Below are 14,854 nucleotides of genomic sequence, written 5' to 3'. Positions count from 1 at the left end.
TGGGCGGCGCGCTCCGCCGTCCCGGCGAGCGCGGGGAAGGTTGTCCGAGCGGCCTAAGGAGCCGGTCTTGAAAACCGGTGTGCGGTGACCCCGTACCAAGGGTTCAAATCCCTTACCTTCCGCTCCTGCCACGGCCCCCGGCGCCCCGCGCCGGGGGCCGCTGCGCTCCCCGCCCCTCCGGCCGATTCCCGGCACGCCGCCGACATGTGCCCGCCACGACGCCGGACGTTCACATCTGCATGCTCCAATGGGGACATCGACTCGTCACCCCGCCCCCGGAGGACCCCGTCATGACACCCCCGAAGCACCGTCCTGCCCTGCACGCGGCTCTCGCCGCCGGCGTCGTCTCCTCGTCCGTGCTCGTCCTCCCGGCGGCGCACGCCGACGAGACCGTGGGCGCGCCCCCGGCCCCCGCGTCCCCCGCGGCCGCGGACGTCGACCTGCTCTACTTCAACGACTACCACGGCCGGCTCGCCTCCGACCCGCTGCTGTTCGCGGGCGCGATCGAGCAACTGCGCGCCGAGAACGAGGAGGGCACGCTGCTGCTGTCCGGCGGCGACAACGTCGGCGCCTCCGAGTACGTCTCGGCCGTCCAGCAGGACAACCCCACCCTGGACGTGCTCGACGCCCTCGAGCTGGACGCCTCCGCCGTGGGCAACCACGAGTTCGACCGCGGCGTGGCGGACCTCACCGGCCGCATCACCGAGCGCGCCGACTTCCCCTACCTCGCGGCCAACGTCCTGGGCCCCGACGGCGCGCCCGTCACCGAGGCCTCCGCGACCTTCGACGTCGACGGCGTGCGCATCGGCGTGGTCGGCGCCGTCACCCAGCAGACGGCCACGCTCGTCTCGCCCGCCGGGATCGAGGGCATCACCTTCGGGGACCCCGTCGCGGCGGTCAACGCCGAGGCGGAGCGGCTCGAGGCGGCGGGGGCCGACGTCGTCGTCGCCCTCTACCACGAGGGAGTGGCGAACGCGTCCGACGTCCTGGGCGACCGGCTGGTCACCGGGACCTCGGAGACGGTGGACGTGGTGTTCAACGCCCACACCCACGACGTCTACGACGAGGCCGTCGACCGTGACGGCGACGGCACCCTCGAGCGCGCCGTGCTGCAGGCCGGCTCCTACGGCGGCAGCCTCGGACGCGTCTCGTTCAGCTACGACCGGGAGACCGACGCCGTGGACGCGCGCACCGAGGTGCTCGACGTCGGCGAGACCGTCACCGCGAGCGAGGAGGAGCTGGTGGACCGGTACCCCCGCGTCGCCCGGGTCGCCGAGATCGTCGCCGCGGCCGAGGCCGTGGCCGTCGAGCAGGGCAGCACCCCGGTCGGGCAGATCACCGGGGACATCACCACCGCCTACGGGCTCCGGGACGGGCAGCCGGCCCGTGACGACCGCGGCGCCGAGTCGAGCCTGGGCAACCTCGTCGCGGAGTCCATCCGCGCCACCCTGCAGGAGCCCCACGGCGTGCAGATCGGCCTGATCAACCCCGGCGGACTGCGCGCGGATCTGCTCTGGGCGGACAACCCCGGCGAGGCCCTCGACGGCGACCGCGACGGCCAGGTCACCGAGGCCGAGGTGAACCAGGTGATGCCCTTCTCCAACAACCTGAACACCGTCACCCTCACCGGCGCCCAGTTCAAGCAGGCCCTCGAGCAGCAGTGGCAGCCCGCCGGATCCTCCCGGCCCTACCTCCAGCTGGGGCTCTCGGAGAACGTCTCGTACACCGCCGACCCCTCCCGGCCGGTCGGCGACCGGATCACCTCCATCACGGTGGACGGCGCGCCCTACGACCCCGCGGGCAGCTACGTGGTGGGCTCCGTGTCCTTCCTGACCTCCGGGGGCGACAACTTCACCGCGCTCGCCGAGGGCACGGCCGCCACCGACACCGGCCGGATCGACCGCGAGGCCTTCTCGGAGTACCTCGCCGCGAACGCCCCGCTCAGCCCGCGCTTCGATCGCCGCTCGGTCCAGCTCACCGGCGCCGCCGCCGAGGCCTGCACCGTGCGCTTCGACGTCTCCTCCCTCGACATGACGTCCCTGGGCGCCCCGGACACCACCTCGTTGTCCGTGCGCGCCGGAGCCCCGGACGGGACGGAGCTCGGCACGGTGCCGGTCCTCGACGGGGCGGCCTCCGTCAGCCTCGACAGGGCCGCACTGACCGAGGGCGCTGCCGTGTGGCTGGTCGCCGACCCCACCGGCACCCGGGTGCGGGTCCCGGACGCCGTCCTGGGCCTGGCCGCGGACTGCGCGACGCCCGAGCCCACCGAGCCGGAGCCCACGGAGCCCACCGAGCCGGCCGGGCCCCAGCAGCCCGGCAAGGGCCGGCCCGGAGAGCACCCCGGGAAGGGCGAGCCCGGCCGCGGCGTCTGGGAGCACGGCTCCGAGCGCGCCCGCCAGGTCCTCGGCCGCCTCTTCGGCTGAATCCCCGCCCGCTTCCTCCCTGCGCTGCCCTCTTCCTCGTCCTCTCCCTCTTCCTCTTTCTCTCCCTGACCGAAGGAACCCTCCCACCGTGAAGACGCTGCTCTCCCTGCCCCTGAGCGGGGCCCTGGCCGCGGCACTGCTCGCCGCGCCGCTGACCGTTCCCGTCCACGCCGCCCCGGACGGGACGGCCGTGGTCATCAACGAGGCCTACACCAACGGCGGTTCGGCCAACGCCGTGCACCGGCACAAGTTCGTCGAGCTCTACAACCCCACGTCCGAGACCGTGGACCTCACCGGCTGGACGCTGCAGTACCGGTCCGCGGGCGGCACCGGCGAGGCCAGCGCCGTCGCGCTGTCCGGGACCATCGCCCCGGGCGGCTACTTCCTGGTCCAGGGCGGGTCCAACGGCGGCAGCGGGCAGCCCCTGCCCACCCCCGACCTGACCACGTCCTTCAATCCCGCGGGAGTCTCCGGCACGATCCTGCTCTCCGACGGCGCCGAACGCCTGAGCGCGCCCACCGGCTCGGTGACCGGCGCGGACGGCATCGTGGACCTGCTCGGCTACGGCACCTCCAACACGTACGAGAGCGCACCGGCCACCGGCCCGGCCACCAACGGCGACCCCCGGTCGATGACCCGCCAGGACGGCGTCGACACCGACGACAACGCCGCCGACTTCACGGCCACCGGCACCGTGACCCCGCAGAACTCCGGCGGCGACGGCCCGGTGCCCGAGCCCACCCCCGAGCCCACGGCACCGCCCGTCAGCCTCCCGATCCGGGAGATCCAGGGCACCGGGGACGCCTCGCCGGTGGCCGGGCGGACGGTGACCACCCGCGGCGTGGTCACCGCCGTCTACGCCACCGGGGGCCTCGACGGCTGGTACGTGCAGACGCCCGGCACGGGCGGCGACCTCGACCTCGGGCAGCACGAGGCGTCGGACGGCGTGTTCGTGCACTCCCCCTCGGCCGTGGCCGACGTGCGGCTCGGCCAGTACGTGGAGGTCACCGGGACGGTCGCCGAGTACTACGGCCAGACCCAGCTCAGCGTGCGCCCCGACGGGCTGCGGGTCCTGGACGAGCCCGTGGAGGCCGTCAAGCCGGCCACGGTCGGCTGGCCGGCCGACGACGCCCGGCGCGAGAGCCTCGAGGGCATGCTGCTCGACCCGGCCGGCGAGTTCGTGATCACGGACAACTACGGCCTCAACAGCTACGGGGAGCTCGGGCTCGCCGCCGGCGGCGCACCCCTGGTCCAGCCCACCGCCGTCGGGGCCCCCGGCTCCCCGGAGGCCGCCGCCCAGGCCGCCGACAACGCCGCCCGCGGGGTGCTGCTCGACGACGGCGCGACCACCAACTACGGCAACTTCGCCAACGCGTCGGTGCCGCTGCCCTACCTCACCCCGCAGACCCCGATGCGGATCGGCGCGCCCGTCGACTTCGTGGCGCCCGTGGTGCTCGGCTACTCCTTCGACGAGTGGCGCCTCCAGCCCACCACGCACCTCACCGGGGCGAACCCGGAGGACGCGCCGGTCGTCGCCGAGAACGCCCGCACCGCCGCCCCGGAGGACGTGGGCGGGGACCTCCAGCTGGCCACGTTCAACGTGCTCAACTACTTCAGCACCACCGGTGACGAGCTCTCCGGCTGCTCCTACTACACCGACCGCGCCGGTGACCCGATCAGCGTGCGCGGGGGCTGCCTGGCCCGCGGGGCGGCCGAGCAGGAGGACCTGGAGCGCCAGCAGGCCAAGATCGTGGCCGCGGTCAACGCCCTCGACGCCGAGGTCGTCTCCCTGGAGGAGATCGAGAACTCCGCGAAGTTCGGCAAGGACCGCGACCAGGCGCTCGCCGACCTGGTCGCGGCCCTCAACGCGGCCGCGGGGGCGGAGGTCTGGGCCTACGTGCCCTCGCCGGCGCAGCGGCCTGCCCTCGAGGACGAGGACGTCATCCGCACGGCGTTCATCTACCGGCCCGCCGCGGTCGGCCCCGTGGGCGAGTCCGTGATCCTGCAGGACGAGGAGAACTTCGACAACGCCCGGGAGCCGCTGGCCCAGACGTTCCGCCCCGCCGGCGGGAGCCCGGACGACGACTTCACCGTGGTGGTCAACCACTTCAAGTCCAAGGGCTCCGCGCCCCGCACCGGGCCCAACGCCGACGCCGGGGACGGCGCCGGGGCCTGGAACGCCGACCGCACCGCGCAGGCGCAGGCGCTGGTCGATTTCGCCGAGCAGCTGAAGACCTCGCAGGGCACGGACCGGGTCTTCCTCACGGGCGACTTCAACTCCTACGACCAGGAGGACCCGATGCGGGTCCTGCACGACGCCGGATACGCGAACCTGGCCCCCGAGGGCGAGTACTCCTACGCCTACGGCGGCATGCTCGGCTCCTTGGACCACGTCCTGGCCTCCCCCGCCGCGGCCGAGCTCGTCACCGGCTCGGACATATGGGAGATCAACGCCCACGAGTCGGTGGGCCTGGAGTACAGCCGGCACAACTACAACGTGACCGACCTCTACGCGGCGGACCCGTACCGGGCCTCCGACCACAACCCGGAGGTCGTGGGCCTGGCCTTCGGCGGTGCGGAGCCCACCGACCCGCAGAAGCCGGGCCGGGGCCACTCCGGCGAGCACCCCGGCCGAGGCACCTCCGGCGAACACCCCGGCCGAGGCACCTCCGGCGAACACCCCGGCAAGGGCCTCCGGGAGCACCCCGGCGACCGCGCCCGCGAGGTCCTGCAGGGCCGCCTCGGCTGACCCGCCCCCGGTGTCCCGCGGCCCCGCTGCGCGCCCTTCCGGCTCTGACCGGCCCCGCCCCGCGCCCCACCGGCGCTGACTGACCCCGCCCCGCGCCCCACCGGCGCTGACTGACCCCGCTTTCCCCGAGTGACCACGGTCTCCTGTGGTCACTCGGGGAAAGCGGGGTCAGTCGCAGCCCGGGCCGAACCGCCCGGGCGGGGGTGTCAGGGGCGGAGCCGTCCGGGGCGGGATCGGTCACGGCGCGGTCGCCCGGGCCAGCTCCCGGCGGAGCATGGACACGAGCAGCTCCGGTCGTCCCGTCACGGTGGCCCAGTCGGTGCGCAGCACCCGCCAGCCCCGGTTCGTGAGGGCCTTCTCCCGCTGTCGCTCCGCGATCAGCACGTGGTCCGCCCTGCCGTGGGCGCCCGAGTAGGTAACCAGCCCGTCGAACTCGAGGATCAGCCGCGCCTGCGGCCACACGAAGTCCGGGCGGAAGATCCCCAGGTCCGTCTCGACCTCCACCTGGAGCTCCGGCGGCGGCAGCCCTGCCCGGACGACGACCAGTCGGGTGAGCGTCTCCCCCACCGACTCCGATCGGGGGTCCGCCAGCTCGAGGACGACCCGGGCTCGGCGGACACCCCGGTGTCCCGGCAGGGCGGCGCACCGGGCCAGGAGCTCCTGCCGGGACACGCCCAGCCGGAGCGCGTGGTCGACCAGGGCCAGCGCTCCGGGCACGGGCAGGAAACGCGCGCAGTCCAGCGCGGTGCGGGCGTGGGAGGTGGCCCGGAAGCCGTTGGCCTCGACCACGTCGGCGGGCGGCAGCTCGGCCCAGTGGTGCACGACGTGCCGGTTGTTCCGGCTCCCGTGGTCGATCTGCTGGATGACGTGCGGGACGAGCGGACGGTGCAGGACCCGGAGGCCGAGCACCGTGGCCGCGGAGTCCCGGCAGAAGACGGGCGCCCGGCGGGCCGAGCGGCGCACGGCCACGTGCATCTGGTACGCCCGGTCGCCGGGCCGGAGCCGGCTCCACCACGGGGCGGGCGCGTAGATGCCCGGCACCACCCGCACCAGGGTCCCCCCGCGGACGGCCCGCTGGGCCGAGGCCGGGGAGATCCCGGCCTCCTCCAGCTCGGCCAGACTGAACAGCCGGTGCGACACGTCGGTCATGCCCCCACCGTGGACCTGCGGGCACCGCGCCGGCCGAGGCGCGGCGAGGTATGTGGACGCTGCCGGGCAGTGGGCCCGTCCGGTCCCGCCGGTGCAGTGCGGCCCGTCCTCGCACCCGAGTGACCACGGGATCCCCGAGTGACCACGGGTTGACGTGGTCGCTCGGAGGTCCCGTGGTCACTCGCGGAGAGGGGCGTGGTCACTCGCGGAGAGGGGCGTGGTCACTCGCGGAGCAGGGCGGGGGCCAGCACCGCCTCGGCGATGCGGTCGGCGTCGGCCAGGGTCCGCGCGCCCAGCTCCGCGGACGCCCCGGCCTCCGCGGCGATCGCCACGCCCCACTGCACGGCCGAGAGCTGCAGGCCGAGCACGTGCACCCCGGGCTCCACCCCGCCGTCGACCCGCACGGCCCGGTACGGGGGGCGGCTGACGTCGAGGCCGGTGCCGGGAACGGTCGCGACGCCGTCCCGGGTCTCCATCGCCCGCACCCGGACCAGGCCCTCCCGGTGCATCGAGGTCAGCAGCGGCGAGATGTTGCGGCGGACGTCGTTGGGCGGTGACATGGCCTCCACCAGGTGCTCGGCGTGGAAGGGCTCGTCCTTGACCCACGGTGAGCCGGCCACGAACCGGCCCTCCTCCTCGTCCACGAGGAACTGCGGGTCGGGGCCCAGGAAACGGACCACCCCGGCCCGGGCGAGGGCCGCCAGCTGCTGGGTCCGCAGCACGGGCGGCCCCGAGGCGAGGCCCTCCACGAACGGCTCGAAGCTCCGGCGCAGCTCGTCCGTCCAGGAGGCGTCACCGATCCCGATGTCCGCGAGCACGGCCTTGAGCACGGTGCGCGCGGCGTTGAGCGAGGCGACCGCCATCTGCAGCGGGTCGTCCTCCCCCGCGAGGGCCCCGTGCACGTCCCGGTCCAGGTGGTGGACCACGGCCGCGGCGTACTCGTCGTGGGAGCCGAAGCCGATCCCCTCGAACGGGCGGGCGAGCCGGAGCGCATTGAGCTGCCGGCCCGGCACCACCGCCGAGGCGATGAGCCGCTCCGCACGGGAGGTCCACGGCCCCTCCGGGTGGTCGTCCCCGGTGCCGAGCACGGCGTCGAAGCGGGCCAGGAAGTCCTCCGGGTCGGTCTCGAACGCCTCGGGGGCCGTCCTGGCCAGGACCGTGTAGTAGTTCCACTGGGCGTCCTTGCGGATCAGCGGGTAGAGGTCCGCCTCGAAGGACAGGGGCCCGTCCGCCCGCGCCGCGAGCGCCCGCACGGCGTCGAGGGTGAAGAAGCGGGTGCGCAGCGAACGCGCGTAGTAGCCCTCGAGCACCGCCTTGGAGCGGTAGGGGGCGCCGCGGCGGGAACCGGCCACGATCACCGGCTCCCGGCCCGAGGGGTGGTAGACGAAGCGCTCCCCCTCCTGGGTGTAGATCCCGCCGCGGCCCTCGGTCACCTGGGCCAGGACGTCGCAGAAGTTCAGCCCCATCCCGCGCACCAGGACGGTCTCCCCGGCCGGCAGGTCCTCCCAGTGGACGTCGGCGGGCACGGCCGGCGGCCAGTAGGTCAGCCCGAACTCCGCGGCGCCGTCCACGAGCTCCTGCTGGTCCGGGCGCAGGTCGGCGTCGAGGTGGCCGAGGGCGAGCACCACGGCGTCGGCCGGCAGGTTCTGTCCGCCGCTGATCTCCACGTCGTAGCGGTGCCGGGCGTGCTCGCGCACGTGCACGCCCACGGCCTCGGCCCGGTGCACGGTCAGCTGGGCCGAGCCCGGGAGGGCGTCCCGCAGGGCGCGGAAGACCCAGTCGAGGTAGACCCCGTACATCCGCCGGGAGGGATAGGACGTGGGGGTCATCCGGGTGAGGTGCGCGGCGTCGTCGGGGTCCACGGCGATCTCCCCGGACACGGCCGCGAGCCGCCAGTGCTCGAAGCTCATGTTCCGCAGCGGCTCGACCGGGTCCACGGGCAGCACCCCGTCGTCGGCGATCACCGTGGGGTACAGCGACGGCGTGTTCATGAGGTAGAGCGGGGACTGGTTCGTCCGCCACACGTGGCCGGGGCCGGGCGGGAAGGGGTCGACGACGTCGATGCGCACGCGGGTGCCCGAGGCCGCCGAGCGGGCCGCGAGCCGCTCCACCACGGACAGCCCGCGCGGGCCCGCCCCGATCACCGTGACACGTCGTTCGGTCCCTGTCCTGCCCGCTGCACTCATGACCATCAGGGTATCGACCCGCGCGGGCAGGGCCGGACGGGGCTGTGCCGGACGGGGGCGGGGCCTACGATGGCGGACATGACCGAGACCGCTGGGACCGCCGCCCGACCGACCGCCGAGCAGCCGCACGACGAGCACCTGTGGCTGGAGGAGATCACGGGCGAGGCGCCGCTGCAGTGGGTCGCCGGGCAGAACGCCCGCACGCTGTCGGCGCTCGAGGGACCGCAGCTGCGCCGTCTGGAGGCGGACGTGCTCGAGGTCATGGACTCGACCGAGCGGATCCCCATGGTCGCCAAGCACGGGCCGCACTACTACAACTTCTGGCGCGACGCCGAGCACCCGCGCGGTGTCCTGCGCCGCACCACGTGGGAGTCCTGGCTGAGCGAGGAGCCCGAGTGGGAGCTGCTGCTCGACGTCGACGCCCTGGCCGCGGAGGAGGGCGTGGAGTGGGTCTACGGCGGCGCCCGGCTGCTGCGGCCCCAGTACACCGGCGGGCAGCACCGGCGGGCGCTGATCAGCCTCTCCCCCGACGGCGGCGACGCCAAGCGGGTGCGCGAGTTCGACCTCGAGCGCCGGCAGTTCGTGCCCGGCGGCTTCGACGTCCCCACGGCCAAGTCCTCGGTGAGCTGGGTCGACGCGGACACCGTGCACGTGGGCACCGACTTCGGGCCCGGCTCGATGACCGTCTCCTCCTACCCCCGCACGGTGCGCGTGCTCCGCCGCGGCCAGGACCTGGCCCAGGCCCGCCAGGTCTTCGAGGTGGACGAGCAGCACGTCCAGGCGGTGTTCGTGCGCGACCACACCCCCGGGTTCGTCCGGGACCTGGCCGTGGACGTGGTCGACTTCTTCTCCTCCCGCACCTACCTGCTGCGGGAGGGCGAGCTCGTGCACGTCGACGTGCCCGACAGCGTCACGGTGGACCTGCACCGGCAGTGGCTGCTGCTGCGGCCCCAGGAGGATCTGGAGCTGGACGGGACCGTCCACCCCGCGGGGTCCCTGCTGGCGGCCGACCTCGAGGCCTTCCTGGCCGGGGACCGGTCCGTGGCACCGGTCTTCGTCCCGGACGAGCGCACCGCGCTGCAGTCCTGGTCCTGGACGGCCGACCGGCTGATCCTGAACCTGCTGCGGGACGTCTCCTCGGTGGTGCACGTGGCCGCACCGGGTCCGTGGACCACCGTCGAGCTGCCCGGGGCGCCGGCGCTGTCCAGCCTGGACGCCTACGCCGTCGACGACGAGGACCCGGAGGCGGGCAACGACTACTGGCTGGTGGCCACCGGCTTCCTCACCCCGACCACCGTCTCCCGGGGCACCCTCCCGGCCGGCGCGGGCGCCGGGGCGCCCCCGCGGGTGGCGAGGACCGCGCCGGCGTTCTTCGACGCCTCGGGGCTGGCCGTCGAGCAGCACTTCGCGGTCTCCGCCGACGGCACCCGGGTGCCCTACTTCCAGGTGGGTCCGGCCGAGCCGGTGCTCGACGGGGGGAACCCGACCCTGCTCTCGGGCTACGGGGGCTTCGAGGTCTCCCGGACCCCCGCCTACTCCGGGGCGCTCGGGCGGTCCTGGCTGACCCGCACCGACGCCGCCGGCCGCTCCGGGGTGTACGTGCTCGCCAACATCCGGGGCGGCGGGGAGTACGGCCCGGCGTGGCACCGGGCCGCGCTGCGGGAGCACCGGCACCGCGCCTACGAGGACTTCGCGGCGGTCGCCGCGGACCTGCAGGCCCGGGGCGTGTGCGCGCGCCGGCGCCTGGCCTGCTCGGGCGGGTCCAACGGCGGGCTGCTCGTGGGCAACATGCTCACCCGGTGGCCGGAGCTCTTCGGCGCCGTCTCCTGCGGGGTGCCGCTGCTGGACATGCGCCGCTACACGAAGCTGTCCGCCGGGGCCTCCTGGATCGCGGAGTACGGGGACCCGGACGACCCCGCGCAGTGGGAGTCCGTGCGCACGTTCTCGCCCTACCACCTGGTGCGCGAGGGTCAGGACTACCCGCCGGTGCTGTTCTGGACCGCCACGAGCGACGACCGCGTGGGCCCGGTGCAGGCCCGCAAGACCGCGGCGCGGATGCTGGGGCTGGGCCACGAGGACGTGTGGTTCTACGAGGCCACCGACGGCGGGCACGCGGGCGCCGGGGACAACCGGCAGGCGGCCCGGCTGCACGCCCTCTCCCACGAGTTCCTCTGGGCGGCGCTGCACCGGGACTGAGCCCGGTCCGGGTCAGCGCCGCTCGCGCTCCGGGACCACCCAGCCCATCACGAGGGAGACGACCCCGATGATCAGGGTGGCCAGCACCGCGGTCCAGAAGAACTCGTCGATCTCGAGCCGCAGCGGCGTGAACGAGCTCAGCCAGGACGTCAGCCACAGCATCGCCGCGTTGACCACGATGGCGAACAGGCCCAGCGTCAGGCAGGTGATGGGCAGGGACAGGATCGTCAGCACGGGCCGCACGATCGCGTTGACGACGCCGAAGACCAGCCCCACGAAGAGGTAGGCCAGGACGGAGGCCGTGGTCTCGCCGCCGACGGCCGAGACCACGGAGGGGTCCGCCGTGAGCTGCATCCCGGGCAGGATCCAGGCGGCCACCCAGATGGCGAGCGCGTTGACGAGGACGCGGAGCAGGAAGGACATGGCCCCATCCTGTCAGGCGCCGGCGTCGGGGCGACAGGAGCGGACGCTCGGTGACGGGCGCCCGGGCACGGAGGCTCAGGGGTGGGCGCGCAGGAACGGACGCCCGGGGGCGGACGCCCGGAAGGCGCTCAGGAGCGGCGCGAGGCGAGGGCCCAGCCGACCGCGCCGAGCGCCGCGACGAGGGCCAGGCCGACGGGCAGGGCGATCCGGACCGGCTCGACGGCCGGCTGCCACGTCACGGCGCCGTCCCGGAGCACGTACACCCCGGCCGGGGAGGCGTTGACCCCGAAGCCCAGGCCCGAGCCGCTGCCGGAGTCCCCGTGCTGCTCGCCGGAGCCGCCCCCGCCGCCGCCCCAGCCGCGGACGTGGGCCACCGGGACGATCGTGGCGCCGTCGAGCTCGTAGGCCTCGCCGAAGACCCGGCGCACCGTCACGGCGTCGAGGGCCCGCTCCAGCACGGAGCGGTCGGGGACCCCGGACTCCCACCGCGCGGTGGTGCGCCCCGAGGACGGGTCGGCCGGGACGGAGGGCTGCTGCTGCTCGGACATGGTCTTCCCCCTGGGGTCGGTCCGTCGGCGACGCTGGGCACCATTCTAGGAAGCGGCCCGGCGGCGGTCACGGGCACGGCCGCAGATGACGCGCGGCACCGGGTCCGGCGGGAGCCCCGGAACGCGAAACACCCCGGACCGTAGGTCCGGGGTGTTTCCGATGTCCTGAGACATCACAACGCGGAGACGGGGGGATTTGAACCCCCGGTCGAGTTTAACCCCGACCCTTCATTAGCAGTGAAGTCCATTCGGCCGCTCTGGCACGTCTCCATCCGCCGTCCACCACGCCGGGTGGACAACACAGGCCAGCTTAAGCGAGGACCGGCCACGGGGTCAAAGCCGACGCCCCGCCCCCGGCCGCGGGACCACCGACCGGTAGAGCCGGTCGAGGTCGGCGGCGATCCGCTCGCTCCCGTAGACGGAGCGGATCTCGTGGGCCATCTCCTCGGGCGGGAGCAGGGCGTGCGCGCCGACGACGTCCAGCACGGCCTGCCCGAAGGCCTCCGGGGTGCGCTCGGCCACGAGCCGCCCGTTGCGGGGATGCACGAAGTCCCGCTGCCCGCCCACGGCGCCCATGACCACGGGCCGGCCCGCGGCGAGGGCCTCGGCGGCGGCGACGCAGAAGGTCTCGGAGCGGCTGGGCAGCAGGAACACGTCCGAGGCGGCCAGGCGCCGCTGGACCTCCTCGGCGCCCACGGTGCCGGCGAGCAGGACGCGGCCCTCGAGCCCGAGCTCCCGCGCCCGGTCCCGGACGTCCTGCTCGAGCTCCCCGGCCCCGCACCAGGTGAGGCGCACGTCGTGACCGGCGTCCCGCAGCCAGGCCACCGCCTCGACCGCCAGCAGCGGGTCCTTGATCGCGCGCAGCGCGCCGACGGCCAGCAGCTCGAGCCTGCGCCCGCGCGGCGGGGCGGTGACGTGCTCGGCGTGGTCGACCACGTTGCCGATCCGCTCGACCCGCTCGGGGTCCGCGAAGCGGCGCAGCACCTCGCACATCATGGTGCTCACGCCCGTGACCCGGTCCGGCAGGCGCAGGATCCGGCGGCTCCAGGCCAGGCGCCGCCACAGCGGCCCGTTCTGCTCAGGGGTGAGCACGCCGTTCCAGTGCTCCGTGTGCACCCACGGGCGGCGGCGGGCGACGGGCAGGCAGACCAGCGCGGCCGAGAACGGCATGGTGTGCAGGACGTCCGCGGCCGCGAGGTGCCGGCCGACCTCGGCCCAGGCCCGCAGCACCGTGGCCGGGCTCAGCGGGTGGAACGGGAGCCGGAGCACGGGGACGCCGTCCCACTCCTCCTGGGCGGCCGGCCCGGTGCGCAGCAGCCGCACGTGCAGGACCCGGACGTCGTGGTGCCGGGCGATCGCCCGGACGTGCCGGGGCACGAACGGGGTCTCCCCGGGCCGCTCCGCGGACGGGTACCAGGTGCTGACGACCAGCACGCGCACGGCGCTCAGCCCTCGTCCGCGACGGTGCGGGCGGTGGCGCTTCCGGTGCTGCCGGCGGTGGTGCCGGCGGTGGCGCCGTCGGGGACGGTGCGGCAGGGGGCGCCGGGAACGCTGCGGGACTCGGCGCAGGGCCCGGCGCTGGACGGGGTGGGGGCGACGGTCATGCTGCCACCCTATCGGCGGGGCCGCGCCCGGGGCGGTCCGGGCACCGTGCCGGGGCCCGAGTAGACTCGGGCCCGATGACCAGCCCAGCCCCCGGGTCGGCCGCCTGATGTCCCGGCTGCGCTCGATCCTCTTCCCGCCCCCCAACCACGCGAACACCGACAACCCCCTGGGGTCGGCGTTCGCGCTGACCGTGGTGGCCGTGTTCGTCCAGGGCCTGTCCCGCTTCGGCTACAGCGTGCTGGTGGGCAATCTGCTGGGCCAGGAGGCGCTCGCCGACGTCAACCTGACGATCTCGCTGGCCCTGTTCCTCGTCCTGCTGTGGCCCCAGGCCTCCGGCACCGCGGCGTCCAAGTTCATCGCGATGGCCCGGGGCCGCCAGGACCCGGACGCGCAGGCGGCCACGGCGTCCTTCACCGCGACCAGCGCCTCCGCGGGCATGGCGCTGCTGTCGGTCTCGGCGGTGCTCTACGCCGCGTTCGTGCTCGAGCTCCCGGGGGCCTACACGGTCTCGGCGGGCCTGCTCGTGCTCTCCCTGTCGGCGTACAACTTCGTGCGCGGCGTGCGCACGGGCAACAACCAGTTCGTGACGACGACGGCGTGGGACACCATCAGCTCGTTCCTCACCCTCACCCTGCTGCTGCTGGTCCTGCTCGCGGGCTGGCACTGGGTGCTGCTGCTGCCCCTGATCACCGGCTACGCGGTCTACGCCCTGCCCGCGTGGCCGCGCCGCAGCCGGGCGCGGCTCGACCCCGCCCAGCGCCGGGAGATCCTGGTGTTCACCGCCTGGGGATCGGCCCACCTGGTGGCCGCGACCGGTCTGATGCAGCTGTCCCTGGTGATCGGCGACGGCTTCGCCACCAAGGCCGAGGTCGGCCTCTACGCCGCCGCGGTGTCCCTCGCGACCCCCGCCAGCATGCTCTCCGGGGCCATGCTCACCGCCCTGTCCCCGAGCGTGGCCCGCATGTACGCCGCCGGCGACACCGGGGGCCTGACCCGCCAGGTGGACACGATCCTGCGCACGATGGTCACGGTCTTCCTGCCGGTCTTCGGCGTGGGCGCCCTGTGGGCGGAGCCCGTCCTGCGGCTGGTCTACTTCGGGGACCCCGACTTCGTGGACGCCGAGCCGCTGCTGGTCCTGCTGTTCCTGGCGGTCTCGGCGACCAGCTTCAACGCCGCGAACGCCCGGCTCAACGGCACCGAGCCCTGGGGGATCAAGGTCCTGGCCGCCGCCAACGGCCTGGGCCTGGCCGTGGGGGTGTGCACCATGCTGCTGCTGGGCCCGGAGCTGGGGATCGTGGCCTCGGCCGTGGGCTATCTCGTGGGCTCGCTGATCAGCGCGGTCCTGCCGCTGCTGGTGGTCTGGCGGCTGGACCGGATGCGGTGGGGCGGGATCGTGCTGCGCATCGTCGTCGGCTACGGGCTGGTCCTGGCCGGCCTGCAGGTGCTCGGCCCGCAGTTCCGGTTGCTGCCGGCCCTGGCGGTGACCGCCGTGTTCCTCGCGGTCTGGGCCGGGCTCAGCGCGCGGGACCTGCGGCCCATGGTCCGGGCCGTCGGGGGCCGCTTCCGGCGCTGAGC

10 protein-coding genes and 2 tRNA genes are annotated in these 14,854 nt (G+C 74.6%); 5 read left to right on the top strand and 7 right to left on the bottom strand.

What is annotated here, in order from left to right; all coding sequences use genetic code 11:
• The first annotated feature begins 34 nt into the window (after positions 1 to 34).
• From AYX06_RS14510 to AYX06_RS14500, 3 genes are all read left to right on the top strand, one after another.
• Positions 35 to 122: transfer RNA gene (locus tag AYX06_RS14510), tRNA-Ser, on the top strand.
• Positions 123 to 290: 168 nt separating this feature from the next.
• Positions 291 to 2,423: a bifunctional metallophosphatase/5'-nucleotidase gene (locus AYX06_RS14505; RefSeq protein ID WP_062736371.1), complete on the top strand. Its 2,133-nt coding sequence runs from the start codon at positions 291 to 293 to the stop codon at positions 2,421 to 2,423.
• Positions 2,424 to 2,511: 88 nt separating this feature from the next.
• Positions 2,512 to 5,172 (top strand): ExeM/NucH family extracellular endonuclease, encoded by a 2,661-nt coding sequence (locus AYX06_RS14500; protein ID WP_062736370.1) that lies wholly within the window; start codon positions 2,512 to 2,514, stop codon positions 5,170 to 5,172.
• Between the two features lie 237 nt (positions 5,173 to 5,409).
• On the opposite strand, the gene AYX06_RS14495 is transcribed toward AYX06_RS14500, so the two are convergent.
• Positions 5,410 to 6,321, bottom strand: a complete 912-nt coding sequence (locus AYX06_RS14495; RefSeq protein WP_062736369.1) for a type IV toxin-antitoxin system AbiEi family antitoxin domain-containing protein — start codon at positions 6,319 to 6,321, stop codon at positions 5,410 to 5,412.
• Between the two features lie 221 nt (positions 6,322 to 6,542).
• Positions 6,543 to 8,507, bottom strand: a complete 1,965-nt coding sequence (locus tag AYX06_RS14490; protein ID WP_062737105.1) for an FAD/NAD(P)-binding protein — start codon at positions 8,505 to 8,507, stop codon at positions 6,543 to 6,545.
• A gap of 78 nt (positions 8,508 to 8,585) precedes the next feature.
• Between AYX06_RS14490 and AYX06_RS14485 the strand changes: the two genes are divergently transcribed.
• Positions 8,586 to 10,703 carry a prolyl oligopeptidase family serine peptidase gene (locus AYX06_RS14485; RefSeq protein WP_062737104.1) on the top strand — a complete coding sequence of 706 codons (2,118 nt, stop codon included), beginning with the start codon at positions 8,586 to 8,588 and terminating at the stop codon, positions 10,701 to 10,703.
• Between the two features lie 12 nt (positions 10,704 to 10,715).
• On the opposite strand, the gene AYX06_RS14480 is transcribed toward AYX06_RS14485, so the two are convergent.
• The 5 genes from AYX06_RS14480 to AYX06_RS19895 all read right to left on the bottom strand — a co-directional run bounded on the left by AYX06_RS14480 (position 10,716) and on the right by AYX06_RS19895 (position 13,278).
• Complete coding sequence (locus tag AYX06_RS14480; RefSeq protein ID WP_062736368.1) at positions 10,716 to 11,126, bottom strand: phage holin family protein; 411 nt, start codon at positions 11,124 to 11,126, stop codon at positions 10,716 to 10,718.
• A gap of 128 nt (positions 11,127 to 11,254) precedes the next feature.
• Positions 11,255 to 11,674, bottom strand: coding sequence for a spore germination protein GerW family protein (locus AYX06_RS14475; RefSeq protein ID WP_147017512.1), 420 nt, complete (start codon positions 11,672 to 11,674; stop codon positions 11,255 to 11,257).
• 181 nt (positions 11,675 to 11,855) lie between these two features.
• A tRNA-Ser gene (locus AYX06_RS14470) sits at positions 11,856 to 11,944 on the bottom strand.
• Positions 11,945 to 12,007: 63 nt separating this feature from the next.
• Positions 12,008 to 13,114: a glycosyltransferase gene (locus AYX06_RS14465; protein WP_062736367.1), complete on the bottom strand. Its 1,107-nt coding sequence runs from the start codon at positions 13,112 to 13,114 to the stop codon at positions 12,008 to 12,010.
• Positions 13,115 to 13,119: 5 nt separating this feature from the next.
• Complete coding sequence (locus tag AYX06_RS19895; protein ID WP_157093469.1) at positions 13,120 to 13,278, bottom strand: hypothetical protein; 159 nt, start codon at positions 13,276 to 13,278, stop codon at positions 13,120 to 13,122.
• Positions 13,279 to 13,385: 107 nt separating this feature from the next.
• On the opposite strand from AYX06_RS19895, the gene AYX06_RS14460 reads away from it, so the two are divergent.
• Positions 13,386 to 14,852 (top strand): lipopolysaccharide biosynthesis protein, encoded by a 1,467-nt coding sequence (locus tag AYX06_RS14460; RefSeq protein ID WP_062736366.1) that lies wholly within the window; start codon positions 13,386 to 13,388, stop codon positions 14,850 to 14,852.
• Positions 14,853 to 14,854 lie beyond the last annotated feature (2 nt).

Source organism: Kocuria turfanensis (assembly GCF_001580365.1).
Classification (GTDB): Bacteria; Actinomycetota; Actinomycetes; order Actinomycetales; family Micrococcaceae; genus Kocuria; species Kocuria turfanensis.
Note: the sequence above shows the minus strand (reverse complement) of the source record. Positions and strands in the feature narration are given on the sequence as shown.

Coding starts and splice junctions, on each gene's coding strand:
- AYX06_RS14505 (WP_062736371.1), top strand. CDS start 291: ATGACACCCCCGAAGCACCGTCCTGCCCTGCACGCGGCTCTCGCCGCC.
- AYX06_RS14495 (WP_062736369.1), bottom strand. CDS start 6,321: ATGACCGACGTGTCGCACCGGCTGTTCAGTCTGGCCGAGCTGGAGGAG.
- AYX06_RS14490 (WP_062737105.1), bottom strand. CDS start 8,507: ATGAGTGCAGCGGGCAGGACAGGGACCGAACGACGTGTCACGGTGATC.
- AYX06_RS14485 (WP_062737104.1), top strand. CDS start 8,586: ATGACCGAGACCGCTGGGACCGCCGCCCGACCGACCGCCGAGCAGCCG.
- AYX06_RS14480 (WP_062736368.1), bottom strand. CDS start 11,126: ATGTCCTTCCTGCTCCGCGTCCTCGTCAACGCGCTCGCCATCTGGGTG.
- AYX06_RS14475 (WP_147017512.1), bottom strand. CDS start 11,674: ATGTCCGAGCAGCAGCAGCCCTCCGTCCCGGCCGACCCGTCCTCGGGG.
- AYX06_RS19895 (WP_157093469.1), bottom strand. CDS start 13,278: ATGACCGTCGCCCCCACCCCGTCCAGCGCCGGGCCCTGCGCCGAGTCC.
- AYX06_RS14460 (WP_062736366.1), top strand. CDS start 13,386: ATGTCCCGGCTGCGCTCGATCCTCTTCCCGCCCCCCAACCACGCGAAC.